Below are 21,536 nucleotides of genomic sequence, written 5' to 3'. Positions count from 1 at the left end.
GCCTGCCGGAGCCAGAGCATGAGTGAGGCGATGGTGACGCCACGCCGGCACAGGTCGAGACGGATCTTGCGGGTACGCGGGCGGTCGCCGTGTGGGTGTCAAGAACTCGGGTCTCGTAGGCGGCCGGCCCGCGGAGCGCGAGGTGGCGTCTTGAGGATGCGGATGCCTGCGGCCGTGAACACGTCGTCGAACGCCCTGGTGACCTTCGTATCCCGATCGCGGATGAGGAATCTCAACTCCGCGTCCTTCGACTGTCGCGCGCGAGCCGGCAACACCACCCAACCCGCGAGCCGGACGAAGATCCGAACCATGTCACCGTCGCCCCGTCGGTGGCGTCAGGGGCGGTCGAAGAGGGTCCAGTGGTCGAGCCGGAGCAGCGCTCGGGCGTAGGCACGCTGGGTCGTCTGTCCCACGGTCAGCCCGGCGAAGAAGTCGTGCTCGGCGGCGAGCCGCTCGGCGTCTGCCAGGTCGGCGGGCGGGCGGGGCACGACGAAGCCCGTGGCGAACCCGACGACCATCGGCTCCGCGCCGTACCGCTGGTGCCAGCGCCGCGCCGCCGCCACCAGCAGCTCCGGCTCGTACGGGCCGGCGACGGCGAAGGAGGGCAGGTAGGCGAACGCGGCCCACGGCTCCGGCCTGGGCAGAAGCACCATGCCCTCCGGCGGACCGTAGGGAGCCACGTCGTACGCGTTGAGGTCGTAACTCTCGTCCCCGGTGCCGGGATCGACGGGCGGCCGACCCGCGCTGACCGCGGCGATCCGGGCGTCCACATCGATCGTCTCGGCCCGGACCATCAGGTCGGCGGGCGCATGGGGCGCGTCAGCGTCGGAGAACTCGAAGTAGTCTCGGTCGAGGGCGAAATCGAGATCGTGGACGAGCACCGGGTAGTGCGTGGGAACGGCAGCCCTGACCCGGTCCCACATCTGCTGCCCGTCACCGCCGGCTTCGAGCACGATGACCGATTCGCCGTCAACATCACGCCGGCTCGCCGCGACCTGGCCCAGCCCGGCAGCCTCCAGAATCTCATCCACCACAGTGATCCTAAAGCTCCGCACGGCACAGCCGCCGGGGCGGTCGTGCCGTGCGGTGGCGGGTCGGGAGTTATCTCGGGGTGAACGCTCGCGGGGTGGTCTGCTCGACCCGGTTGCCGCCGGTGTCCCAAGTACATCGTCACGGTGTCAGATGCGATCGACGCGTCGGAAAATGACATGGTTCCCCGTGCCTGGTCCTTCACCACACTGCAGCAGGCTGCGGGGCACTGGAAGTTCGACGAGGGAGCTGGCCGCAGCATCACCTACGCCCAGCCGGACGGAAAGACGTTCAAGACCGAAATCACGGCCGGCCCGGTGCGGGTCCGACTGGGCGGACGCTGGGCACCGATCGACACCACCTTGGTCGAGGTGGGCGGCAAGCTGCGGACCACGGCCCTCGCCGAAGGCGCGATCACGGAGCTCTCTCCCGGGGCACACTCCCGTTCCGTCATGAGGTGGTGCTGCGCCAGCGGCCCACAAAGCCGGTGGAGCTACGCATCGGCGTCGAAGACGACGGCCTGACCCTGACCGAGGGCAGGGCGGCCGACTGCTGCTGAAGGACGAGGACAGGAAACTGGTCGCCGCCCTGACGCGGCCGATCGTCGCGGACAGCACCGCCAAGGGTAAGCTCCCGCTGGCCAAGCGCGGGGAGGCCGACAGCGATGTGCTCTCCACGGGCGGTCATACGGGGCTGACGGTCAGGCCCGACCAGACGTTCCTGGCCGATGCCGGCACCACCTACCCTGTGCGGGTGGCCGCGGCGGTCACGCTGCCGCTCAGCGCCGACGTCGATGTCAGCACGAATGAGTCCGGCGGCTCGCGCCGCACGCCGACGCCCTCGCCACTGACGCGTCTACGATAAACGGCAATGCCCTCCATCCCGCTGGAATCCCGAGTCGCGAAGGCGGCCCGCGTGCCGTACCTGGAGAAGACCGCCGACGCCAACCTCGGCAAGCTGTCCGGCGCGTTGCTCATCCTGCGCCGCTGGGCTCAGGCCCGTGGGCTGAGACCGGGCGAGACCGTCTATCTTTCGCGCACCCGCAATCGCCGTCGGTTTCGCTGCACCTGCCCCTGTTCGCCGCCGCCCACGCCATGCTCAACTCGGCCAGACCTGACGCTCCCCGGCTGCTCGCGCTGGACGAGGCATTCGCCGGGGTCGACGACACCGGCCGCAGCGAACTGATGGGCTTGGCCGCCCAGTTCGATCTCGACCTGTTCATGACGGGCTACGACTTGTGGGCCACGCACGCGGCCGTACCCGCCGCGGCCCACTACGACCTGGCCCACTCGCCCGTCGAACACACGGTCAGCGCTCTGCTGCTGGTGTGGGACGGAGCTGAGCTGCTGGCCGACGACACCGGCGAGCTGACCGTCGCGCTCGGCTCCCCCGGGGTACGGCGGGTGCCCGTTGGCTGATCTCCCCGACCGCCTCCTGGCGGCCGCTCGCCGTCGTCTGGAGCGCACCGGAGGAGCGCTGGAGGGCTCCATCGGGCTGAACGCGCCCACGGACGATGAGCGGCGCGCCATCATCGGCATCACCGGAATCTATCGCCCGGAAGGCGTCAAACGACTCACCGTGTCGCTGGCCGATCTCGACGCCGTGATCCCCGGCGGGCTGATCAGGGCGCTGGGCGGCCAGGTCAGGGACAGAGCGGCGGAACGCGCTGCCGAGGAGGCAGCCAGGGAGGAACTACTGGCCACTCCCTCCGAACACGCGGGAACCCCCTGGTTCGCCGGCTGGCTGGCCGCGATGAGCGCGGACGGCACCCTCACCCGCCTGATCCGGCGTGGCGACGGCCATCTGATCCGCCAGGCGTGCGCCGTGCTCGACCTGCTTCCTGCGTCCTTCGTTCCGCTGCCGGTGCTGGCCGAGGCTGCCACGGGAGACACCAAGGCGCTCGGACGTGGCAGCCCGCTGGCCACGCTGGTGCTGCGTGCGCTCGCCATGCGCACGTCCGGGGAGCCGAAGCACAGGAGCTCGCGACGAGAGGGCGACGAAGGAGCCGACGAGAAGCGAAGCGGGCGCGACCATGGACACGCGCCACGCGAGCTGTGGGAGTCGGCCGGGGTGATCGTCGACGACCTGGCCAGCCAGGTGCTCGTGCTCAATGTCAGAACCGGCGGCGGGTCCGTTGTGTCGCGCTGGCTCGATGACGCCGCCGCGCACGGTATCCCGTTTCGCCTTACCCTCCAGCAGCAGGTCGAGTACGAGATCGTGCCGGACGCCGAGGAAATCTTCGTCTGCGAGAACCCCGCGGTCCTTCGCGCCGCCGCTGCCGAGCTCGGCACGGCGTCGGCCGCTCTGGTCTGCACCGAGGGGATCCCCTCGGCGGCGTGCCACAAGCTGCTCACCGGGTACCCCCGGCTGCGCTGGCGCGCCGACTTCGACTGGACCGGGCTGCGTATCCTCGCCTCTGCCCAACTGCTGCACGGCGCGATCCCCTGGCGGATGGGGGTGGCCGACTACTCCGCCGGGCTGGAGCTGGGCGAATCCACCCCACTCACCGGCACCCCCTCGGCCAGCCTCTGGGACGAGGCCCTCGCCGACGCGATGGCCACCGCCGGCCGCGCCGTCATGGAGGAACGCCTCATCCCCGCACTCCTCGCCGACCTGACGCGAACTGGGTGAACGGCTGCGTGCACTGTGCTGGCGTCGCCAGACCTGGCAGAGCATCTCGTCAGTTCGCGATCGGGTCGGCCGAAGCGGCGCTCATCGGCCACCGATCGGTGCTCGCCTTCATCCTTGACGAGCTGCTGCCGGTCTTCATCGAGGGCTTACATCACGAGGTTGTCACGTCATCCCTGTGGGCGCATCCACCTGCGCGTGTGGGTCGAATTCATTGCCGTCCCTCCGCCGCCGTCCCCGCAGGAAGGATAAGACGATCATGAAAGTCCTGCACCGCGGGCGCTTGTCCGTTGTGATGATCGCGCTCATGTTCGCGGCCGAGCTGGTTTCCACCGCTCCAGGCTCAGGAACCGCGGATGACGGGGGCGGCGCCGTCAGGGGCCGCCTGTTCTACGTCACCCACGCACTTTCCCACGACATCGCCGCGTTCAGGCTGGGCCAGGACAGCAGCCCGAAGCGCGTGGGAGATCTGGTCACCACCGGCGACGGCAGCGGGCCGGCGAGCATCCTCTTCGCTCCGGACGGCGGTACGGCCTACGTGGCGAACCGGACGGTCAGGGAGATCGCGGCCTACCGAGTCGGCCCCGCCGGCGAGCTGACGCTGCTGGCGACCGAACCGACCGGCGGTACGACGCCGTTCAGCCTCGCGATCACGCCCGACGGCACGTCGCTGTTCACCGCGAACCTCTTGTCCGGCACGGTCACGGCCTTCACGATCAACGCTGACGGGACCCTGAAGCGAGCCGGCGACCCGGTCCCGACCGGTTTCCCCCTCCCGCGGGGCCTGGGGGTCAGCCCCGACGGCCGCTTCCTCTATGTGGGGCATGGCATGCCCACACTGCCCGGTCCCGATGCCATCGTCCGCTTCGCCATCAAGCAGGACGGCACGCTTCGCCGGGCAGGCCGCCCAGTCCCGACGAGCCCTTCGGCGGCCGGGATGGTCTTCACGCCCGACGGGCGGTACCTGTACGCCGCCACCCAGTTCGAGGCCAAGGTCGACGGGTTCCGCGTCGGCAAGAACGGAGACCTGACACCGGTACCCGGCAGCCCGTTCGACACCTTGACGAATGCCGAAGGCGCCGCGATCGCGCCGGACGGACGGCACCTGTTCATCGCCAGTCCTGGCGACCAGGACAACCCCGACGTTGATCCCGGAGGGGTGTCCGTCTACGCGATCAACGGCGACGGCTCTCTCACCGAGGTCACCGGCTCGCCGTTGATCGCCGGGCAAGGACCGGTCGGCATCGACACCACCCCGGACGGACGCCGCCTGCTCGTGGCGGGCAGCCCCGGCCCCGGCCGGCTCTCCACGTTCTCCATCGGATCTGACGGCCGCCTCGACCCGATCACCAACCCGGCGATCCCCACCGGCGGCACGGCTCCCCGGTTCCAATCACTCGCCGTTCTTCCCAACCAGGGCCCGCTCGCCGCCCTCACCGTCCAGGCCCGGGGCGCCGGCCAGGCCATCCGCTTCGATGCCTCGATCGCCTCCGATCCCGACGGCCGGATCGCACGCTTCGACTGGGACTTCGGCGACGGCACCATCCTGCGCGACGGCGGCCCCGTACCGACCCACACCTATCGACGGCCGGGGCGGTTCACCGCAACCGTAACCGTCACCGACGACGAGAACTGCTCGACAGCCCTGGTGTTCACCGGAACCACGGTGCACTGCAACGGCTCTGCCCGGGCTCGGGCGTCCCATACCGTCATCGCCCGGCTCTGACAGCACTCGCTGGCCGTCGGAGAGTTCACGGATCGGTACCGGGCGACCGGGACGTCGTCTTCTCTCGATGATCGGCAGGTACAGCCCGGACGGATAAATCAGTTGCGCTTCGCGCATCGACCAGCCAAGGATCGCTACGGCGAACGGAACCGCCGACCGCCTTCCTGGAGCTGTTGACCCACCGGATCGCCGACATCACCGCGCATCTGCGCACCCACCGGCTGGACCATCACAGCCGTCGCGGGTTGCAGATGCTCAACGGTCGCCGGCGGCGACTGCTGAAGTACCTACGCGGAACCGACATCGACCGCTATCGACGCCTCATCCAACGGCTCGGCCTGCGTCGATGACACCCGTGCCGGGGGAACGACAGCAACACCGCTTCCCCGGCACCCGGGCCTTCCCCTTGAACGTAGACACCTTGGAGACTGGATCTTGAGGTCCAGGGGAAGAGATGTCCCTGACGGTGATGAGGAACTACCCGCCCGAGTTCAAGGCCGACGCGGTGGCGCTGGTGCTGTCGAGGCCGGATCGGACGATCACGTCGACCGCGCGGGATCTGGGGGTCAGCCGCGAGACGCTGCGGATGTGGGAACGGCGCCGTCGCCGGCTGGACATCCGTCCGGCCGGCGACGGCAGCCGGGTCCGACTCATCGCGGCCCTGGAGGCGGACATCACTGGCGTCCCGGCACGGCGGCGTTGGCCGCCCCGAAGCGGGACACCACTGCAGTCCTGGCACGGCAGCGCTGACCGTGGTGGGTCCGGGGCCGCACGGAGGGAACACGCGGCGGTCACTCGGTCATGAGAGGGAGGCGAACCAGCGGCCCGCCGCGCTCCAGCGTTCGGTGGCGGGGAACCCGGATCGCCCGGCCAGGGCCGCGATGTCGTCGATCGAGACGGTCGCCCAGGCGAACCAGTCGCTGGCACGCCCGGCCTGGCGCAGCCGTACGGTGTGGACGCTGCTGCGCGACCCCGGCGGTGAGAGCTCGGCGATCACCGTTCCGCCCGGCCTGACCAGTTCGCGCAGACGCCGGAGGAGGGCCGCCGGGTCGCCGCCGATGCCGATGTTGCCGTCTGCCAGGAGCGCCTCGGCCCACCACCCGGTGCCGGGAAGGGGCTCGAAGACGCACCTGCGCAGCGCCAGGCCGCCCGCGCGGCGGGTCAGCTCCACGGCCAGGGGCGTGATGTCGATGCCCAGGGCGGGAATGCCCATCCGGGTGAGCGCCACGGTCAGCCTGCCGGGCCCCGAACCGACGTCGAGAGTGGGTCCACCGCATCGGGCCAGGATGTGCTCGTCGCCCTCGTTGTACCGGAGCCAGCGTTCGGCGCGGAGCGCGCCCACGCGGCCGTCGGCATATTCGATGACTACGTTTCCGCCCTTGAGACTTTCTTCGTAGAATGCGCCGATCACGCGGCTCTTCCATTATGGCGGGCCGTGAGAGAGGAAACTGCAGGAATGTTCGCGTTACTGCCGATGATCATGCAGGCACACTTACCCCGGCAGGTCACCGACGATCCTTACCAAGGTCTTAAGGACGGGGAACGGCCACCGCCTGGCAAAAACGCGTCCATCATGCCCTCAGCTCCTTCCCAAATGCGGCGGAGCAGGACAGTTCGCATCCTCTGCCGGGGACGCGGAATTCCATGAACCAAACCACGGGGCCGGCCATGAAACCGTATGTCCGCGGGCCCGGAGCGGTCATTTCTCGGAACGACGTCATCCTTTCGTAAGAGAAGCTGAGCGAACGAACGCGTTAGCGTCGGCCTATGGAGATCGACGTGGTTCTGCCCTGCCTGAACGAGGCGGCGGCCCTGCCCTGGGTGCTCGGGCGGATGCCGCCCGGTTTCCGCCCGATCGTGGTCGACAACGGCTCGACCGACGCATCCGCGAAGATCGCGGCGGGCCTCGGCGCCATGGTGGTGGCCGAGCCCCGGCCCGGATTCGGCGCCGCGTGCCACGCCGGCCTGACGGCCGCGACGGCGGACGTGGTGTGCTTCATGGACGCCGACGCGTCCCTCGATCCCGGGCAGTTGCCGCGCGTCGCCGGACCCGTCCGGGCGGGTGAGGCCGATCTGGTGCTCGGCCGCCGCGTCCTCGGACCGGGCGCCTCCTGGCCGGCGCACGCCCGGCTCGGCAACGCCGTACTGGCGCGCAGGCTGCGCCGCCGTACCGGTGCCGACCTGCACGACCTGGGGCCGATGCGGGCGTGCGGACGCGCCGCCCTGCTGGACCTGGCGCTGGCGGACCGGCGCTTCGGCTACCCCCTGGAGATGGTGCTGCGCGCCGGAGCGGCCGGGTGGCGGATCGCCGAGGTCGAAGTGGACTACCTGGCCCGTACGGGGAGGTCGAAGGTGACCGGTACGGTGCGCGGCACGCTGCGGACGATCGGCGACATGCGCCGGGTCATGTCCGCCAGGACGGATTGACGTGAGCCCGCACGATTCCGCCGGCGCGCAGCTCCTGGTGATCGCCAAGGAGCCCGTCCCGGGGAAGGTGAAGACCCGCCTGACTCCGCCCTGCACGCCGGACGAGGCCGCGGCACTGGCCGGGGCCGCGCTGGAGGACACGTTGCGGACGGTCGCCCGGGTACCCGCGGTCCGCCGCGTGATCGCGCTCGACGGGGCCCCCGGGGCGTGGCTGCCCGCCGGGTTCACCGTCGTTCCGCAGCGCGGCGACGGTCTGGACGAACGGCTCGCCGCCGCCTTCGACGACGCCCACCGGCTCTCGCCCACCCCGATCGTGCTCATCGGCATGGACACCCCGCAGGTGTCGGCGGGCCTGCTGGCCGAGGCCGTGTCGCTGCTCGGCGTCCACGACGCGGTGTTCGGCCCCGCGACGGACGGTGGGTTCTGGCTGCTCGGGCTGCGCGCCCCCGACCCCGATCTGCTGCTCGGCGTGCCGATGTCCGAGCCGACCACAGGAGAGATCCAGTTGAACCGACTGACCGAGGCCGGAATGAGCGTCGCCCGCCTGCCCCGCCTGACCGACGTGGACACCATGGCGGACGCGATCGAGGTGGCCGCACTGGCCCCCGGCTCCCGCTTCGCCGCCGCGCTCGCCGGAACGGCGGTGCCGCGATGACCTCCTCGCACACGAAGGTACTGGTCACCGGTTCGGCCGGGTTCATCGGAAGCCATGTGACGGAGGCGCTGGAGGCGGCCGGGCACGAGGTGGTCCGGTTCGACCTCAGGACCGGCGACGACGTACGCGACACCGCCGCGCTCGACCGGTCGATGGCGGGCGCCGACGTCGTCGTGCACCAGGCGGCCAAGGTCGGGCTCGGCGTGAACGTGGCCGACCTGCCGGACTACGCCTCCACCAACGTGTACGGCACGGCCGTGCTGCTCGCCGCGATGGCCCGGCACGAGATCGGGCGGATGGTGCTGGCCTCCTCGATGGTGGTCTACGGCGAAGGCGCCTACGACTGCCCGGGGCACGGCCGGGTACGGCCCGCGCCGCGTTCCGCCGACGCCCTGGCACGCGGCCTCTTCGAGCCCCGCTGCCCTCGGTGCGACTCGGAGGTGACCCACGCGACCATCGGCGAGGACGCCCCGGCGGACCCCCGCAACGCGTACGCCACCAGCAAGCTGGCGCAGGAGCATCTGGCCGCCAACTGGGCGCGCGAGACCGGCGGCACGGCCGTCGCGTTGCGCTACCACAACGTGTACGGGCCCAGGATGCCCCGCGACACGCCGTACTCCGGGGTGGCGGCGATCTTCCGGTCCGCGCTGGAGGCCGGCCGGGCACCCAGGGTGTTCGAGGACGGCGGGCAACTGCGGGATTTCGTCCACGTCCGTGACGTCGCCCGCGCGAACGTCGCCGCGCTCTCCGGCGGCCGGCCGGGCCTGCTGGCCGCGTACAACGTCGCCAGCGGGGAGCCGCACAGCGTCGGCGACATGGCCGTCGCGCTGGCCCGGCAGTGCGGCGGGCCGGAGCCGGTGACGACGGGGGAGTACCGGCTGGGCGACGTCCGCCACATCGTGGCCGCCCCGCACCGGGCGGGTGCCGAGCTCGGCTTCCACGCCCGGATCGGGTTCGACGAGGGGATGAAGGAGTTCGCCACCGCGCCCCTGGCCTGCCCGGCGTGACCTGCCGCACGGTGGGCACGGCCGTCCTGCTGGCCGCCCTCGTCGGCATGCTCGCGCTGACGATCGGCACGGACGCCGTCCCCGCAGATCGCCACGGCCTGTTCTGGCCGTACGCGCTCGCCTGGGCGGTCTTCCTCGCGGCGGCGTGGGCCGTGCGCGGGCTGCCGGCGCGCCGGGCGCGGTGCCTGCTGGCGGCCGGCGGGATCGCCGTGGCCGCCACCGGCCTGCTGTCGCCGCCCGCCACCAGCACCGACCTCTACCGCTATGCCTGGGACGGACGGGTGCAGGCCGCGAGCGTCCCGCCCTACGACCACGCCCCGGCGGAGGCGGCCCTGGCACCGCTGCGCGACCCCTGGCTTTTCCCCCGCGGCGACGCCTGCTCGGGCCCCGATCGTTATCCGATCCCCTCCGGGGAGGCGGTGGCGTCGTGCACGCGGATCAACCGTCCCGGCGTGCACACGATCTATCCGCCCCTGGCGGAGGCGTACTTCCTCCTGGTGCACGGGCTCTCGCCCGAAGGGGCGCGGCACAAGCCGCTGCAGATCGGCGGCGCACTCCTCGCGCTCGCGACCTCGGCCGCGCTGCTGATCGCACTCACCCGCCGACCCGGCACCCGGGGCGACCTCAGTTCCCGGGTCGGCGCCCGGGATGACGCTGCGGCCCGCACCGCCTGGTACGCGTGGTGTCCCGCGGTCCCGCTCGAACTGGTGAACAACGCTCATGTGGACGCGCTCGGCATCCTGCTCGCCGTCATCGGCCTGGCCACGGTGAGCAGGCACCGGGCCGTCGGCGGCGCGCTGCTGGGCGCGGCGACGGCCGCCAAGCTGCTGCCCGCCGTCACCGTCCCCGGAGCGCTCTCCGGGGTCCTCGCGCCCGGCGGGAGGACGTTCGCGCGCCGGACGCTCGACGCCCTGGCCGTCCTCGGCCCCGCCGCCCTCGTCGTGGCGCTGGCCTACCTGCCGTACGTGCTCGCCTCGCGCGGCTCCGTCCTCGGGTACTTCGCCGGTTACGTGACCGAGGAGGGGTACGACGACGCCGGCAGCAGGGACCGGTACGCGCTGCTGCGGCTGGTCCTTCCCGACGCGTGGGCGTTCCCCGCGGCCCTCGTCATTCTCGGGGCCGTGCTCTTCTACGTGCTCCGCCACGGCGACGCGGACCGGCCGTGGCGCGGCGCCCTGCTGGTGACCGGGGTGGCGATCCTCGTGTTCACCCCCGGCTACTCCTGGTACGCCGTGCTCGTCGTCGCGCTCGTCGCCCTCGACGGCCGGTGGGAGTGGCTCGGCGTCCCGCTGGCGAGCGCCGCGGCCTACCTGGGCACCGGCGCCGGTTTCGGGACCGTCGCCTACGCCCTGGCCGCGCTGGCGGTGGCCGCCGGATTCGCCGCACGCGCGGCCCGTCCCGCACCGGGCGGCGCGTACGGCGCCTCGCGCTTGCGAAGAGGATGACGACGCGCCGAACGGGTGCCGGGGCGTGGCTGCGGATGACGACGCGTCCGGACATTGCCGAACGGGTGCCGGGACGTGGCTTTCGGAAGGACAGCGTCCGGTCAGGAGTCCGGACAGCCGACAGCGGATTTCGGGGGGATCGGTGCCGGATACGTCGCGGGGGCGCGATCGTGAGGTCAAGCCCGGCAGGAAGGGCCGCCTGGCCGCGCGCCTCAAGGGGTGGGGCGGGCCGCCGGGCCCGTTCCGGCCGGAGTTCTGGCGCAGCCCGCTCCGCGGCCCCTGGCTGACCTCGGTGCTCGGGCTGGTCCTGCTGGCCGGGATCACCCTGGTCGCGATCACCGGGCTGGTGTCGTACGCCGCCTACGAGCCCCGGCTGCCGGGCAACGACACGACCCCCGGCAGGGGCCTGCTGGGCTTCTACCTGTTCGACTGGCCCACGGACCCGGTGTGGTTGTACCGGCTCACCCAGGGCGTGCACGTCGTCGGCGGGCTGACACTGGTGCCCATCCTGCTGGCCAAGCTGTGGTCGGTCATCCCCAAGCTGTTCTCCTGGCCGCCCGCCCGCTCCGTGGCGCAGGCCGTCGAACGGGCCAGCCTGCTGCTCCTGGTCGGCGGCGCGGTGTTCCAGTTCGTGACCGGGATACTCAACATCCAGCTCTTCTACGTCTTCCCGTTCTCCTTCTACCCGGCGCACTTCTACGGCGCGTGGATCTTCCTGGCCGCCTTCGCCGTCCACGTCGTCATCAAGCTGCCCGGCGTCGTGCACACCCTGCGCACGTACGGCCTGCGCGACCACCTGCGCAGTTCCGTGGCCGACACCCGCCCGGAGCCGCCGGACCCCGGCGGCCTGGTCGCCGCCGACCCCGCGCCCCCCACGATGTCCAGGCGCGGCCTGCTGGCCTTCGCCGGCGGCGGCTCGCTGGTCATGTTCGGCCTGTCCGCCGGCCAGTGCGTCGACGGGCCGCTGCGCCGTACCGCGCTGCTGGCTCCCCACGGCCGCCACTACGGTACGGGCCCCAACGACTTCCAGGTCAACAAGACGGCGGCGAGCCTCGGCGTCACCCCGGACCTGACCGGCGACTCCTGGCGGCTGACACTCGTCGGACCGCACCGGAGCGAACTCTCCCGCGTGGACCTGCTGGCCATGCCGCTGCACACCTACGCCCTGCCGATCGCCTGCGTGGAAGGCTGGTCGACCGTCCAGACGTGGACCGGCGTACGACTGGCCGACCTCGCCCGCCTCGCCGGCATCCGGACCGGCCAGGCGGGCGTCACCGCCAGGTCCCTGCAACGCGGGGGCTATTTCGGTCAGGCCTCGCTCAGCGCCGCGCAGGTCGCCGACCCGCGCTCGCTGCTGGCGCTGCGGGTCAACGGGGCCGACCTGTCCCTCGACCACGGATACCCGGCGCGGGTCATCGTCCCCAACGCTCCCGGCGTGCACAACACGAAGTGGGTACGCGAGCTCGACTTCGGCCAGGAGCGGTCGTGACCGGGCGCAACCTGTGGGCCAGAGCCTACGGCGCACCCTGGTGGCACCTGCTCGTGCTCGCTCTCGGGTTCCTGGTCGCCGGGTACGCCGCCACCCGGGTGGTCGACGCGGGCATCTGGGTGGGCTTCGTGGTGTGGTTCGTGGGGGCCGTCATCCTCCACGATCTGGTGTTGTTCCCGCTCTACTCCGCCGCCGACTTGGCCGCCCGGTCTTCCCTCTCCCATACTCCTCATCGCGGTCGTCCGGCTGCTCGGCGTCGGCCCCGGCCAACGGGGCGGCGGCCGGCTCCGCTCAACTACCTGCGCGTGCCGACCGCGTTCTCCGGCCTGCTGCTGCTGGTGTGGTTCCCGCTCATCCTGCACGGCGCCGAGCCCAACTACCGGGCGGCGGTCGGCCTGAGCACCATTCCCTATCTCAACCGATGGATTCTGGTCAGCCTGGCGCTCTTCGCCGCCTCAGCGCTGCTCTACGTGCTGCGACGCCTGGCCGCGGGGTGGGTCGGCCGTTGAGCGCCCGCCCGATCGGCGACTACGCGATGCTGTCGGACTGCCGGTCCGCCGCACTGGTCACGTCCGACGGCTCTGTCGACTGGCTGTGCCTGCCACGTTTCGACAGCCCGGCACTCTTCGCCCGACTGCTGGACGAGGAAGCCGGCTACTGGACGATCCGGCCGGCATGTCCGGCCGAGGTGACCCGCCGGTACGTCGAGGACACCCTTGTGTTGGAGACCACGTTCCGGACGCGCGTCGGCACTGTGGTGCTTCTGGACGCTCTCGCGCTGGGCCGTGGGGAACGTGGGCACGCGCTGGGCACGTCATCCCCCGGCCTGCTCCTTCGCCGGCTCGCCTGCACCGAAGGGCAGGTGCCTGTGGAGATCGTGTATGCGCCCCGGCCCGAGTTCGGCCTCGTCCGCCCGCTGATGCAGCCGGTCCGCGGCGGCCTGATCGCCCGTGGAGGCGCCGACGTGCTCACCCTGTCCAGTCCGGTGGAATTCCGGACCAGCGGCTCGATTGCGGACGCCGCTCTCACCCTGCGCGCAGGACAGAACGTCGGTCTGGCGCTCCAGACCGGCCCGACCTGGGCGCCCGACCCGCCGCGCCGTACCTCCTGGGCCGTCGCGCGCCGGCTCCGCGACACCGTCGCGGGATGGCGCTCCTGGTCACGCGGGCACGCCGACTACGAGGGACCCTGGCGCCGGCAGGTCAACCACAGCGGCCGGGTTCTGCGCGCGATGACCTACGCCCCGACGGGGGCCATTGTGGCCGCGGCCACCACCTCCCTGCCGGAAAGCATCGGCGGGCAGCGCAACTGGGACTACCGCTACACCTGGGTCCGCGATGCCAGCTTCACCCTGCACGCCCTGAACACGGCCACCTGCGAGGAGGAAGAGACCGCCTTCTTCACCTTCCTGTCCCGCGCATGCGCGGGACAGACCGACACGGACCCCGACCTGCAGATCATGTACGGCATCGGCGGCGAGCGCGACCTCAGCGAACGGCGGCTACCGCATCTGCGGGGGTGGCGGAACAGCGCGCCCGTGCGGGTCGGCAACGACGCCTGGCGCCAGCGGCAGCTCGACGTGTACGGCGAACTGCTCGACGCCGCCTGCCGGACCTACCGGGACATCGGCCCGTTCGACCCCCTCACCCGCTCGCTGCTGATCGGAGTCGCCGAGACCGCCGCGCGCCGCTGGCAGGAGCCGGATCAGAGCCTGTGGGAGATCCGTGGCCCCAGCAGGCACTTCACGCACTCCAAGCTGATGTGCTGGGTGGGACTGGACAGGGCGATCACCCTGGCCCCCGTGCTGGGGGCCGCCTCCCGGGTCGCCGACTGGACGCGCGTCCGAGACGAGATCCACACCGCGATCCTGACCCACGGCTGGAGTGAGCAGGCGGGTGCTTTCACCCAGACGTTCGGTGGCACCCATATCGACGCCGCCACCCTGATGATGCCCCTGGTCGGATTCCTGCCGCCGGACGACCCAAGAATCCGCTCCACCGTGCAGGCCGTCGCCACCCAGTTGACCGACGCGAGAGGGCTGGTGCACCGTTACCGTTCCGCCGACGGGCTGCCGGGCCAGGAGGGCACCTTCCTGCTGTGCACCTTCTGGCTCGCCCACGCACTGGCCCTCACCGGGCAGGACGCCGCGGCCAGACGGACGTTCGAGACCGCCGCCTCCTGCGCCAACGATGTCGGCCTGCTCAGCGAGGAGGTGGACTCCACGACAGGAGAGGCAATCGGCAACTTCCCTCAGGCCCTCAGCCACATCGGCCTGATCAACGCCGCCCGCGCCATCAGGGACACCAGGCGTCGAGGTCATCGATGACGGGCCCGCGAGCGTGCCGTTCCGCGCCGTCGAGCCATTGGACACCCGTCCGGCCGGCGACGGCAGCCGAGTCCAACTCAGCACGACCCTGGAAACGCGACACACTCCGGCCCGGACGCGACGACCCGTTCTCGGCGCGGATGAACGCCGTCCCGAAGCTGGTCGTCTCCCGCACGCTGGCCGACACATCGGCCTGGGCGAACTCGCGGATCACCGACGGCGACCTCGCCGGCGCCGTGAAGCGAGAGCGACGCGACGTGGTCGTCGCGGGCAGCCGGAGCGTCGTCCACGCCCTGATGGCCGAGGATCTGATCGACGAATACCGGCTGCTGGTCTTCCCGGCGCTGCTCCGCACCGGCGAGCGGCTCTTCCCCGCGGACGGCCCGCCCGCCTACCTGGAGTGCCTGTCGGCCGAGCGGGCCGGGACCGCCGTGCTGACCCGTTACGTGCGGGCGCCCGCGATCTGACGGAAGTCTTACGGCCCGGGTACGAAGGCCCCGTCCGGGCCGCCGGTCTCGTAGCGTCGCCGGCATGCGAGTACTCGTCGCAGGTGGGGCCGGAGCCCCGGGCGGTCGCCGACCTGGCGGCGGGCCGGTTCGAGCCGCGCTGCCCGCGCTGCGGGGCCGGGCTGCTCCCCGGGCTGGTCCGCGAGGACGCCCCGCCGATCCGCGCAACGTCTACGCCGCCACCAAGCTCGCCCAGGAGCATCCGGCCGCGTCGTGGGCGCGGGCGACCGGCGGGCGGTGTCGCTGCGCTACCCGCCCGGCGCCGGTCGTCACGGGCGGCTACCGGCTGGGCGACGTGCGGCACATCACCGCCGACTCCCCCGGCTGCGCGACGACCTGGGCGGGAAGCCTAGGGTGGCGTTCGCCGACGGAGTCGCGGAGTTCGCCCGCGCGCCCCTCAGGTCACCAGCGGGAGCGTGACCTCGAAGCGGCAGCCGCCGGGCACGTTGCGCACGTCGGCGCGGCCCGCGTGGGCCTCGACGATGCCGCGCACGATCGCCAGCCCGAGCCCGGCCCCGGCGGGCGGGGTGCGGGCGGCGGTGCCGCGCCAGCCGGTGTCGAACACGCGCGGCAGGTCGGCGGCGGGGATGCCGCCGCAGGCGTCGGTGACGGTCAGGACCGCGCTGTCGCCGACGCGCCCGGCGCTGACGGCGACCGTGCCGTCGGCCGGGGTGTGCCTGATGGCGTTGACCAGCAGGTTGGCCAGAACCCGCGTCATCTCCTTGCCGTCGACCTCCACGGGTACGTGGTCGAGGTCCTCGCCGACCAGCCGCACCCCGCGCTCGTCGGCCAGCGGCCCGGCGCCCAGCAGCGCGTCGGCGGCCAGGTCGCGCAGGGACATCCGGCTCGGTACGGGGGTGAACGCCCCCGCGTGGATGCGCGACAACTCGAACAGGTCGCCGACCATCGCCGTCAGCCGCTCGACCTCCGCGCGGATCTGACGGTGGTAGCGGACCGGGTCGGCGGCGACGCCGTCCTCCAGCGCTTCGGCCATGGCGCGCAGCCCGGTGAGCGGGGTGCGCAGGTCGTGGGAGATCCAGGCGACCAGTTCGCGCCGCGAGGACTCCAGTGCCCTCTCGCGCTGCCGGGAGGCGGCCAGCCTCTCACTGGTGGCGGCCAGTTCCCTGGCCAGGTCGGCCAGTTCGGCGGTCGCCGGGACGGCCGGGGCGGCGAAGTCGCCTCCGTCGCCGAATTCACGGGTGGCCCTGGCCAGGTCACGGCTGCGGGCCACCACCCAGCGGCCCAGCACCATCGCGGTCACGAACGACACCACGGCGGCCATCGCGACCACCACCGTCACCACCCACAGGTCGTGCGGTGACAGGAACATCGCCCAGGCGACCGACAGCGTCCCGGCGAGCATCGCGGTCACCGCGACGACCGCCACCACGATCAGCGAGACGGCCACTGAGCGCCGCCGCAGCAACATCAGCACCCCGGCGCCCGCCAGCCCGGCCACGGCCGCCCCGCCGAGCGCGAACAGCGCGATGAGCAGCACATCCCTCATTCCGGCTCCCCCGGGTCGAAGCGGTAGCCGACGCCCCACACCGTGAGGATCAGGCGGGGCCGGGCCGGATCGTCCTCGACCTTGCCGCGCAGGCGTCTGACGTGGACGGTCACCGTCGACAGGTCGCCGAAGTCCCACTCCCACACCTCCCGCATCAGCTCCTCGCGGGTGTGGGCCCGATGGGGGTGGGCCAGGAAGTGGGCCAGCAGGTCGAACTCGCGCAGCGTGAGCGTGAGCTCGACGCCGTCCTTGGCGGCGCGGTGGGTCTCCGGGTCGAGCGTCAGCCCGGCGGCCGTCAAGGGGTCGCGCCGGATCGGACCGGGGGCCTGGCTGCGGCGCAGCACCGACTCCACGCGCAGCACGAGCTCGCGGGGACTGAACGGCTTGGTGACGTAGTCGTCGGCGCCGACCTCCAGCCCGGCGATGCGGTCGTCCTCCTCGCCCCGGGCGGTCAGCATGATCACCGGTATGGGGCTTTCTGCCCGCAGGCGGCGGCAGACCTCCAGCCCGTCGAGGCCCGGCAGCATCAGGTCGAGCACGACCATGTCGGGGCGCTCGCCGACGGCGCGGTCGAGCCCGGTGGGGCCGTCGGCGGCGTGGTCGACGGTGTGACCGGCCCGGAGCAGGTAATCGGACACGACGCCGGCGACGGTCGGGTCGTCTTCCACGACCAGGATCCTCATGCCCCCAGCCTGGCACCTCAGACCAGGCGATATGGGCGGCGTCCGCGTTTCGTAAGGACTCTGCGCCCGGAATCCGGGCCCGTTGTTCCTACGGTTGCGAGTGTGATCCAACCAACAGTGGATGTCGTGCTGCCCTGCCTGAACGAGGCCGAGGCGCTGCCGTGGGTGTTGGAGCGGATCCCGCCCGGCTGGCGGGCGCCGGTCGTGGACAACGGATCGACCGACGGGTCGGCGGAGCTCGCCCGCTCCCTCGGGGCGACGGTCGTGCCCGAGCCGCGGCGCGGGTTCGGGGCGGCCTGTCACGCGGGACTCGTCGCGGCCACGGCGGAGGTCGTCCGTTTCTGCGACTGTGACGCCTCTCTCGATCCGGGACCGCTGACGGGATTCGTACCGAAGATCGGAGAGGGAGACGACCTGGTGCTGGGACGGCGGCGCCCGACCAGGCGCGGGGGGTGGCCCGCGCACGCGCGGGCCGGGAACCGGGCGCTGTCACATCTGGTCCGGCGCCGGACCGGGCTGCGGCTGAAGGACCTGGGGCCGCTGCGCGCGGCCCGCCGGGAGGAACCTGCTGAAACTGGGGTTGACCGACCGGCGCAGCGGCTACCCCCTCGACACGGTGGTCCGCGCCGCCGACGAGGGCCGGCGGATCCGCGAGGTCGACGTGCCCTACCTGACCCGCGCCGGGAAGTCCGAAGTCACCGGCACCTGGCGGGGAACATTCCAGGCGGTCCGCGACATGCGGAAGGTGCTGGCCCGATGACGACCCTCCTCGTGATCGCCAAGGAGCCCGTTACCGGGAAGGTGAAGACCCGGCTCCCCCCGCCGTTCACCGCGCGGGAGACCGCCGCGCCGGCAGAGGCGGCGCTGGCCGACACCCTCGACGCGGCGCTCCGAACCCCGCCGACCGGCACGTGCTGGTGCTCGACGGCTCCCCCGGACCCTGGCTACCCGCCGGGTTCGAGATCCGTCCCCGATGCGCCGGCGGCCTCGACGTGAAAGACCCCGACCCGGCCCTGCTGCTCGGCGTACCGATGTCGGTGCCGGAGACGGGCGGGGCACAGCGGGCCCGGCCGGGGAAGCTGCGCGTCGGCGAGCTGCCGAGGCTCCGCGACGTCGACACGGCCGACGACGCCGGAAAGGTGGCCGCCCAGGCTCCCCGGACCCGGTTCGCCCAAGTCCACACCCGCCTGTCGGCCCGGGTGGCCGTCCGGTGACCTGGCACGACGACCCCTACGCCCTCGCCCTGCGCGCCGGGCGCGGCCCGTTGTTCATGCGCCGCGCCGACGGCGGCCGGTTTCCGCTCGACGTCGAACGCTGGTGCGCGGGGACCGACGCCGCGGACCGGTCGGTGCTGGCCCGATGCCGGGGGGCGGTCCTGGACGTCGGGTGCGGGCCCGGCCGTCTGGTCGCTGCCCTCTCCGAGCGGGGCCATCGCACGCTCGGCATCGACATCAGCGCGGAGGCCGTGGCCGAAACCCGCCGCAGGGGCGGTATGGCTTTGTGCCGATCGGTGTTCGAGCCGATCCCGGGCACGGGCCGCTGGACGACGGCCCTGCTCATCGACGGCAACATCGGCATCGGCGGCGACATCGCCGCGCTGCTGCGGCGCATGACCGAACTGACCGCCCAGGACGGCCGGTTGATCGCCGAGGCTGACCCCGCTGAGGTGGACGAACGCCACGTGGTCTGCCTTGATGACGGCGGCGGTCTTGGAGCACCGTTCCCATGGGCCCGAGCCGGTGTGGCGGCGCTCATCCGGCACGCCGTCACAGCGGGCTGGTTTCCGGCCGGCGAGTGGTCGGTGGCGGAGCGCCAGTTCGTCGAACTTGCGCGACCGGTCCACTAGCGCCGACGGCGGACCAGCACCAGCACGACCGCGACCACGGCCACTACCGCGAGGCAGATCAGCAGGTTGAGGCCGTAGGGCTGAGCCAGGACCGTCGGGTTCGGCGAAGGCCCGGGGCGCAGCAGCACGGGGACGGTGATGAGCACCAGCGCGCCCATCGTGATCAGCGCCCCGCGTACCACGGCCCGGTCGGGCAGGCGGGCCACCAGCAGGCCGGCCAGGAGCACGAGCGGGCCGATGATCGCGTCGTGCAGGGCGATGGCTCCGCCGAACCAGACGACCACTGCCCACAGGCCGGGCAGCGGCAGCAGGAAGAACAGCCCGACGGCGATCAGTGCGACCCCGGCCGCGCCCAGCGTGACCCTCACAGCGCCTCCAGCCGGGACACCCATTTGGTCTGCAGGACGCCCGGCCGGTTGGGGGCGATGATCCGCGCGGGGTAGCCGTGGTCGAGCGACAGTACCTCGTCGTTGAGCTTCAACGCGAGCAGGGTCTGGGGGTCGTCGGCGTACTGGGCGGGCATCTCCATGACCTTGTAGTAGCCCCAGACCTCCATCGAGGTCACCCGCAGCGGCCTGCCCGGCGCGATCCCCGCGCGGGCCAGCAGGTCGCGGATCGGCACACCCGACCACCAGGCGTTGACACTCCATCCTTCGACGCAGGCGATCGGCAGCCGTACCCGCTGCTGCGGCAGGGCGTTGAGCTCGGCCAGGGTGATCCGGTAGGGCTTCGGCCCGGCGACCTCCAGGGCCCAGCCGTCGGCCGAGGCGTAGGTGACCTGCGCGGCGGCGGCCGTCCGGTTGATCGGCACCCCTTGGGGCGCGATGCCGGGGTTGCGGGGTGCGAGGAGGGTGAAGGCGCGCAGCGGCGTGAACGCCTGGCCGACGGTGGTCAGCGTGACCGCGCCGACCGCCACGCCGACACCCGTCAGCAGCGCCCGGCGGTCGGCCGCGTCCACGTCGGCGCGTCTCGGCCGCCGGTCGGTCCTGATCAGCGGCGCCTTCACGGCCAGGTGGAGCAGCAGGGAACCGGCGACGATCCAGGCGACGGCGTAGTGGGTCTGGGTGAAGGAGAACGGCCACGGATACCACTGCAGGATGTTGATCAGGCCGGTGAACAGCTCGAACACCGTCGCCGCCACGAGCAGCGCGATCGTCAGCCGCTCGACCAGATGCGGGAGCGAGCGGAACGGCGGCCAGGCGAACAGACGCGGGTAGACCGTCCACAGCTTCGCCATCACCAGCACGATCGCCGCCAGGCCTGAGGCGACGTGCAGGCCCTGGGTCAGCCGGTAACCCCAGACCGGCCGGGTCGGCAGCAACCCGGTCATCCAGCCGGGCGGATGTCGCAGTACGTGGCTGATCAGCCCCGTCAGGAAGCAGACGACGATGGCCGCGCCGAGCCGGCGGCCGATCGCCACAGCGGTCCGAGGGTCGTGCAAGCGGCCCCTGAACTGCGGAAGCGTGGGTCTCATGGTGCCCATGCAATCGCGCCGGACCCTCAATCAGGGGGAGACGGCACCTTACGAAACCCGGACGTCCGGCCCGGTGGCGGATGTCCCCGGCGGGCGCGCTGCCAGTCTGGCCGGGTGAGACTCACCATCGCCCTGCTGGCCGCTCTGGTCGCCGCCTCGGCCGCCGCGATCACCCGTGCCGGGCAGCTCGCCGACCCGGCCGGCCTGATCGCCTGGTACGCGCTGTGCTGGACGCTGTTCGCGGCGGCGGCGTGGTCGCTGCGGCGGGTCCCGGCCCGCCGCGCCGCGTCGCTGGTGATCGTCGGCGGGCTCGCGGTCGGCGCGACCGGGTTCCTGGGCGTCCCCCGCACCAGCTACCGACTCCTACCGCTACGTCTGGGACGGCCGGGTCCAGGCCGCCGGGGTCTCCCCCTACGACCACCCTCCGGCCGACCCCGCGCTGAGCGGCCTGCGCGACGTGTGGCTGTTCCCCCACGGGCCGGTCTGCGCGCGGACCTACCTGTCGTGGCTGCCGGAGGGCGGCTGCACGCGCATCAACCGCCCGAGGGTCGGCACCTGCGCCTGATGATTCGCCCGGGATCGATGATCGGGCCCGGAGCGGGACGCGGCGGGGCTGCTTGGTTCAGGGCTCGGTGCTGGTTGTAGAAGCTTTCGTACTCGCGCAGGGCGTGCCGAAGACGGCGTTCGTTCCCTAGTACTACATAGCTAGATCTGCATGTGTTGGAGGCGCAGGCGCTGCCGGAAGTGGTGCCTGCGCGCTGTGGCCTGATGTCGGCGGCGGAGGGCTG

23 protein-coding genes and 3 pseudogenes are annotated in these 21,536 nt (G+C 72.2%); 19 read left to right on the top strand and 7 right to left on the bottom strand.

The window, feature by feature from the left end:
* Nucleotides 1–335: 335 nt before the first annotated feature.
* Nucleotides 336–1,031, bottom strand: coding sequence for a DUF4253 domain-containing protein (locus tag FAF44_RS56150; RefSeq protein ID WP_237109516.1), 696 nt, complete (start codon nucleotides 1,029–1,031; stop codon nucleotides 336–338).
* Nucleotides 1,032–1,175: 144 nt separating this feature from the next.
* On the opposite strand from FAF44_RS56150, the gene FAF44_RS44655 reads away from it, so the two are divergent.
* The 6 genes and pseudogenes from FAF44_RS44655 to FAF44_RS55355 all read left to right on the top strand — a co-directional run bounded on the left by FAF44_RS44655 (nucleotide 1,176) and on the right by FAF44_RS55355 (nucleotide 6,188).
* Nucleotides 1,176–1,553, top strand: a complete 378-nt coding sequence (locus FAF44_RS44655; protein ID WP_237109515.1) for a hypothetical protein — start codon at nucleotides 1,176–1,178, stop codon at nucleotides 1,551–1,553.
* Between the two features lie 336 nt (nucleotides 1,554–1,889).
* Nucleotides 1,890–2,447 carry an SbcC/MukB-like Walker B domain-containing protein gene (locus FAF44_RS56145; protein ID WP_308193497.1) on the top strand — a complete coding sequence of 186 codons (558 nt, stop codon included), beginning with the start codon at nucleotides 1,890–1,892 and terminating at the stop codon, nucleotides 2,445–2,447.
* Complete coding sequence (locus tag FAF44_RS44645; protein ID WP_237109513.1) at nucleotides 2,440–3,660, top strand: TIGR02679 family protein; 1,221 nt, start codon at nucleotides 2,440–2,442, stop codon at nucleotides 3,658–3,660. Before FAF44_RS56145 ends, FAF44_RS44645 begins: the two co-directional genes overlap by 8 nt.
* A gap of 256 nt (nucleotides 3,661–3,916) precedes the next feature.
* Nucleotides 3,917–5,383, top strand: coding sequence for a beta-propeller fold lactonase family protein (locus FAF44_RS44640; protein WP_237109512.1), 1,467 nt, complete (start codon nucleotides 3,917–3,919; stop codon nucleotides 5,381–5,383).
* A gap of 164 nt (nucleotides 5,384–5,547) precedes the next feature.
* A pseudogene (gene rpsO, locus FAF44_RS44635) lies at nucleotides 5,548–5,733 on the top strand (30S ribosomal protein S15); the annotation flags it as partial.
* Between the two features lie 119 nt (nucleotides 5,734–5,852).
* Nucleotides 5,853–6,188, top strand: coding sequence for a transposase (locus FAF44_RS55355; RefSeq protein WP_272895890.1), 336 nt, complete (start codon nucleotides 5,853–5,855; stop codon nucleotides 6,186–6,188).
* On the opposite strand, the gene FAF44_RS44625 is transcribed toward FAF44_RS55355, so the two are convergent.
* The gene (locus FAF44_RS44625) at nucleotides 6,183–6,794 is read right to left on the bottom strand and encodes a methyltransferase domain-containing protein (RefSeq protein WP_237109511.1); all 612 of its coding nucleotides are present in this window, start codon (nucleotides 6,792–6,794) and stop codon (nucleotides 6,183–6,185) included. The genes FAF44_RS55355 and FAF44_RS44625 overlap by 6 nt on opposite strands.
* A gap of 356 nt (nucleotides 6,795–7,150) precedes the next feature.
* On the opposite strand from FAF44_RS44625, the gene FAF44_RS44620 reads away from it, so the two are divergent.
* From FAF44_RS44620 to FAF44_RS44585, 8 genes and pseudogenes are all read left to right on the top strand, one after another.
* Nucleotides 7,151–7,810, top strand: a complete 660-nt coding sequence (locus FAF44_RS44620; protein ID WP_237109510.1) for a glycosyltransferase family 2 protein — start codon at nucleotides 7,151–7,153, stop codon at nucleotides 7,808–7,810.
* Between the two features lies 1 nt (nucleotide 7,811).
* Entirely contained in the window at nucleotides 7,812–8,465 is a 654-nt protein-coding gene (locus tag FAF44_RS44615; protein ID WP_237109509.1) for a TIGR04282 family arsenosugar biosynthesis glycosyltransferase, read from the top strand.
* Nucleotides 8,462–9,472 (top strand): NAD-dependent epimerase/dehydratase family protein, encoded by a 1,011-nt coding sequence (locus FAF44_RS44610; RefSeq protein WP_237109508.1) that lies wholly within the window; start codon nucleotides 8,462–8,464, stop codon nucleotides 9,470–9,472. Before FAF44_RS44615 ends, FAF44_RS44610 begins: the two co-directional genes overlap by 4 nt.
* Nucleotides 9,469–10,917 carry a glycosyltransferase 87 family protein gene (locus FAF44_RS44605; RefSeq protein ID WP_237109507.1) on the top strand — a complete coding sequence of 483 codons (1,449 nt, stop codon included), beginning with the start codon at nucleotides 9,469–9,471 and terminating at the stop codon, nucleotides 10,915–10,917. The genes FAF44_RS44610 and FAF44_RS44605 overlap by 4 nt, the downstream gene beginning before the upstream one ends.
* Before the next feature lie 142 nt (nucleotides 10,918–11,059).
* Entirely contained in the window at nucleotides 11,060–12,406 is a 1,347-nt protein-coding gene (locus FAF44_RS44600) for a molybdopterin-dependent oxidoreductase (RefSeq protein ID WP_237109506.1), read from the top strand.
* Nucleotides 12,403–12,915, top strand: coding sequence for a hypothetical protein (locus tag FAF44_RS44595; protein ID WP_237109505.1), 513 nt, complete (start codon nucleotides 12,403–12,405; stop codon nucleotides 12,913–12,915). The genes FAF44_RS44600 and FAF44_RS44595 overlap by 4 nt, the downstream gene beginning before the upstream one ends.
* A pseudogene (locus FAF44_RS44590) lies at nucleotides 12,828–14,681 on the top strand (glycoside hydrolase family 15 protein); the annotation flags it as partial. The gene FAF44_RS44595 and the pseudogene FAF44_RS44590, both read left to right, overlap by 88 nt.
* Nucleotides 14,585–15,199, top strand: coding sequence for a dihydrofolate reductase family protein (locus tag FAF44_RS44585; RefSeq protein ID WP_368857791.1), 615 nt, complete (start codon nucleotides 14,585–14,587; stop codon nucleotides 15,197–15,199). The pseudogene FAF44_RS44590 and the gene FAF44_RS44585, both read left to right, overlap by 97 nt.
* A 436-nt stretch (nucleotides 15,200–15,635) precedes the next feature.
* On the opposite strand, the gene FAF44_RS44580 is transcribed toward FAF44_RS44585, so the two are convergent.
* Entirely contained in the window at nucleotides 15,636–16,745 is a 1,110-nt protein-coding gene (locus FAF44_RS44580) for a sensor histidine kinase KdpD (protein WP_237109502.1), read from the bottom strand.
* Entirely contained in the window at nucleotides 16,742–17,428 is a 687-nt protein-coding gene (locus FAF44_RS44575) for a response regulator transcription factor (protein WP_237109501.1), read from the bottom strand. Before FAF44_RS44575 ends, FAF44_RS44580 begins: the two co-directional genes overlap by 4 nt.
* Here FAF44_RS44575 and FAF44_RS56140 point away from each other — a divergent pair.
* The 5 genes and pseudogenes from FAF44_RS56140 to FAF44_RS44550 all read left to right on the top strand — a co-directional run.
* Nucleotides 17,342–17,839 (top strand): annotated as a pseudogene (locus tag FAF44_RS56140) (glycosyltransferase family 2 protein); the annotation flags it as partial. The gene FAF44_RS44575 and the pseudogene FAF44_RS56140 sit on opposite strands and share 87 nt — an antisense overlap.
* A gap of 169 nt (nucleotides 17,840–18,008) precedes the next feature.
* Nucleotides 18,009–18,188: a hypothetical protein gene (locus FAF44_RS44565; protein WP_237109540.1), complete on the top strand. Its 180-nt coding sequence runs from the start codon at nucleotides 18,009–18,011 to the stop codon at nucleotides 18,186–18,188.
* Nucleotides 18,185–18,424, top strand: a complete 240-nt coding sequence (locus tag FAF44_RS44560) for a hypothetical protein (protein ID WP_237109539.1) — start codon at nucleotides 18,185–18,187, stop codon at nucleotides 18,422–18,424. The genes FAF44_RS44565 and FAF44_RS44560 overlap by 4 nt, the downstream gene beginning before the upstream one ends.
* On the top strand, nucleotides 18,421–18,642 hold the full coding sequence (locus tag FAF44_RS44555) for a hypothetical protein (protein ID WP_237109500.1): 222 nt from the start codon (nucleotides 18,421–18,423) through the stop codon (nucleotides 18,640–18,642). Before FAF44_RS44560 ends, FAF44_RS44555 begins: the two co-directional genes overlap by 4 nt.
* On the top strand, nucleotides 18,639–19,274 hold the full coding sequence (locus FAF44_RS44550) for a class I SAM-dependent methyltransferase (protein ID WP_237109499.1): 636 nt from the start codon (nucleotides 18,639–18,641) through the stop codon (nucleotides 19,272–19,274). The genes FAF44_RS44555 and FAF44_RS44550 overlap by 4 nt, the downstream gene beginning before the upstream one ends.
* Here the strand turns inward: FAF44_RS44550 and FAF44_RS44545 are convergent.
* Genes FAF44_RS44545 through FAF44_RS44535 form a run of 3 tightly spaced genes read right to left on the bottom strand, consistent with a single transcriptional unit; the run spans nucleotide 19,271 to nucleotide 21,098 of the window.
* Nucleotides 19,271–19,642: a hypothetical protein gene (locus FAF44_RS44545; RefSeq protein WP_237109498.1), complete on the bottom strand. Its 372-nt coding sequence runs from the start codon at nucleotides 19,640–19,642 to the stop codon at nucleotides 19,271–19,273. The two genes, FAF44_RS44550 and FAF44_RS44545, sit on opposite strands and share 4 nt — an antisense overlap.
* Nucleotides 19,639–20,748: a molybdopterin-dependent oxidoreductase gene (locus FAF44_RS44540; RefSeq protein WP_237109497.1), complete on the bottom strand. Its 1,110-nt coding sequence runs from the start codon at nucleotides 20,746–20,748 to the stop codon at nucleotides 19,639–19,641. Before FAF44_RS44540 ends, FAF44_RS44545 begins: the two co-directional genes overlap by 4 nt.
* Before the next feature lie 26 nt (nucleotides 20,749–20,774).
* The gene (locus tag FAF44_RS44535; protein WP_237109496.1) at nucleotides 20,775–21,098 is read right to left on the bottom strand and encodes a hypothetical protein; all 324 of its coding nucleotides are present in this window, start codon (nucleotides 21,096–21,098) and stop codon (nucleotides 20,775–20,777) included.
* Nucleotides 21,099–21,536: the final 438 nt, after the last annotated feature.

This window comes from Nonomuraea sp. MG754425, assembly GCF_021699195.1.
Taxonomy (GTDB): domain Bacteria; phylum Actinomycetota; class Actinomycetes; order Streptosporangiales; family Streptosporangiaceae; genus Nonomuraea.
The sequence above is the reverse complement of the archived record's forward strand: the minus strand, read 5'-3'. Positions and strand labels throughout refer to the sequence as shown.

Bases quoted from the DNA above. Each gene is read 5' to 3' on its own strand.
- FAF44_RS44580 (WP_237109502.1), bottom strand. From the start codon at position 16,745: ATGAGGGATGTGCTGCTCATCGCGCTGTTCGCGCTCGGCGGGGCGGCC.
- FAF44_RS44540 (WP_237109497.1), bottom strand. From the start codon at position 20,748: ATGAGACCCACGCTTCCGCAGTTCAGGGGCCGCTTGCACGACCCTCGG.
- FAF44_RS44610 (WP_237109508.1), top strand. From the start codon at position 8,462: ATGACCTCCTCGCACACGAAGGTACTGGTCACCGGTTCGGCCGGGTTC.
- FAF44_RS44620 (WP_237109510.1), top strand. From the start codon at position 7,151: ATGGAGATCGACGTGGTTCTGCCCTGCCTGAACGAGGCGGCGGCCCTG.
- FAF44_RS44575 (WP_237109501.1), bottom strand. From the start codon at position 17,428: ATGAGGATCCTGGTCGTGGAAGACGACCCGACCGTCGCCGGCGTCGTG.
- FAF44_RS55355 (WP_272895890.1), top strand. From the start codon at position 5,853: ATGAGGAACTACCCGCCCGAGTTCAAGGCCGACGCGGTGGCGCTGGTG.
- FAF44_RS44640 (WP_237109512.1), top strand. From the start codon at position 3,917: ATGAAAGTCCTGCACCGCGGGCGCTTGTCCGTTGTGATGATCGCGCTC.
- FAF44_RS44560 (WP_237109539.1), top strand. From the start codon at position 18,185: ATGACGACCCTCCTCGTGATCGCCAAGGAGCCCGTTACCGGGAAGGTG.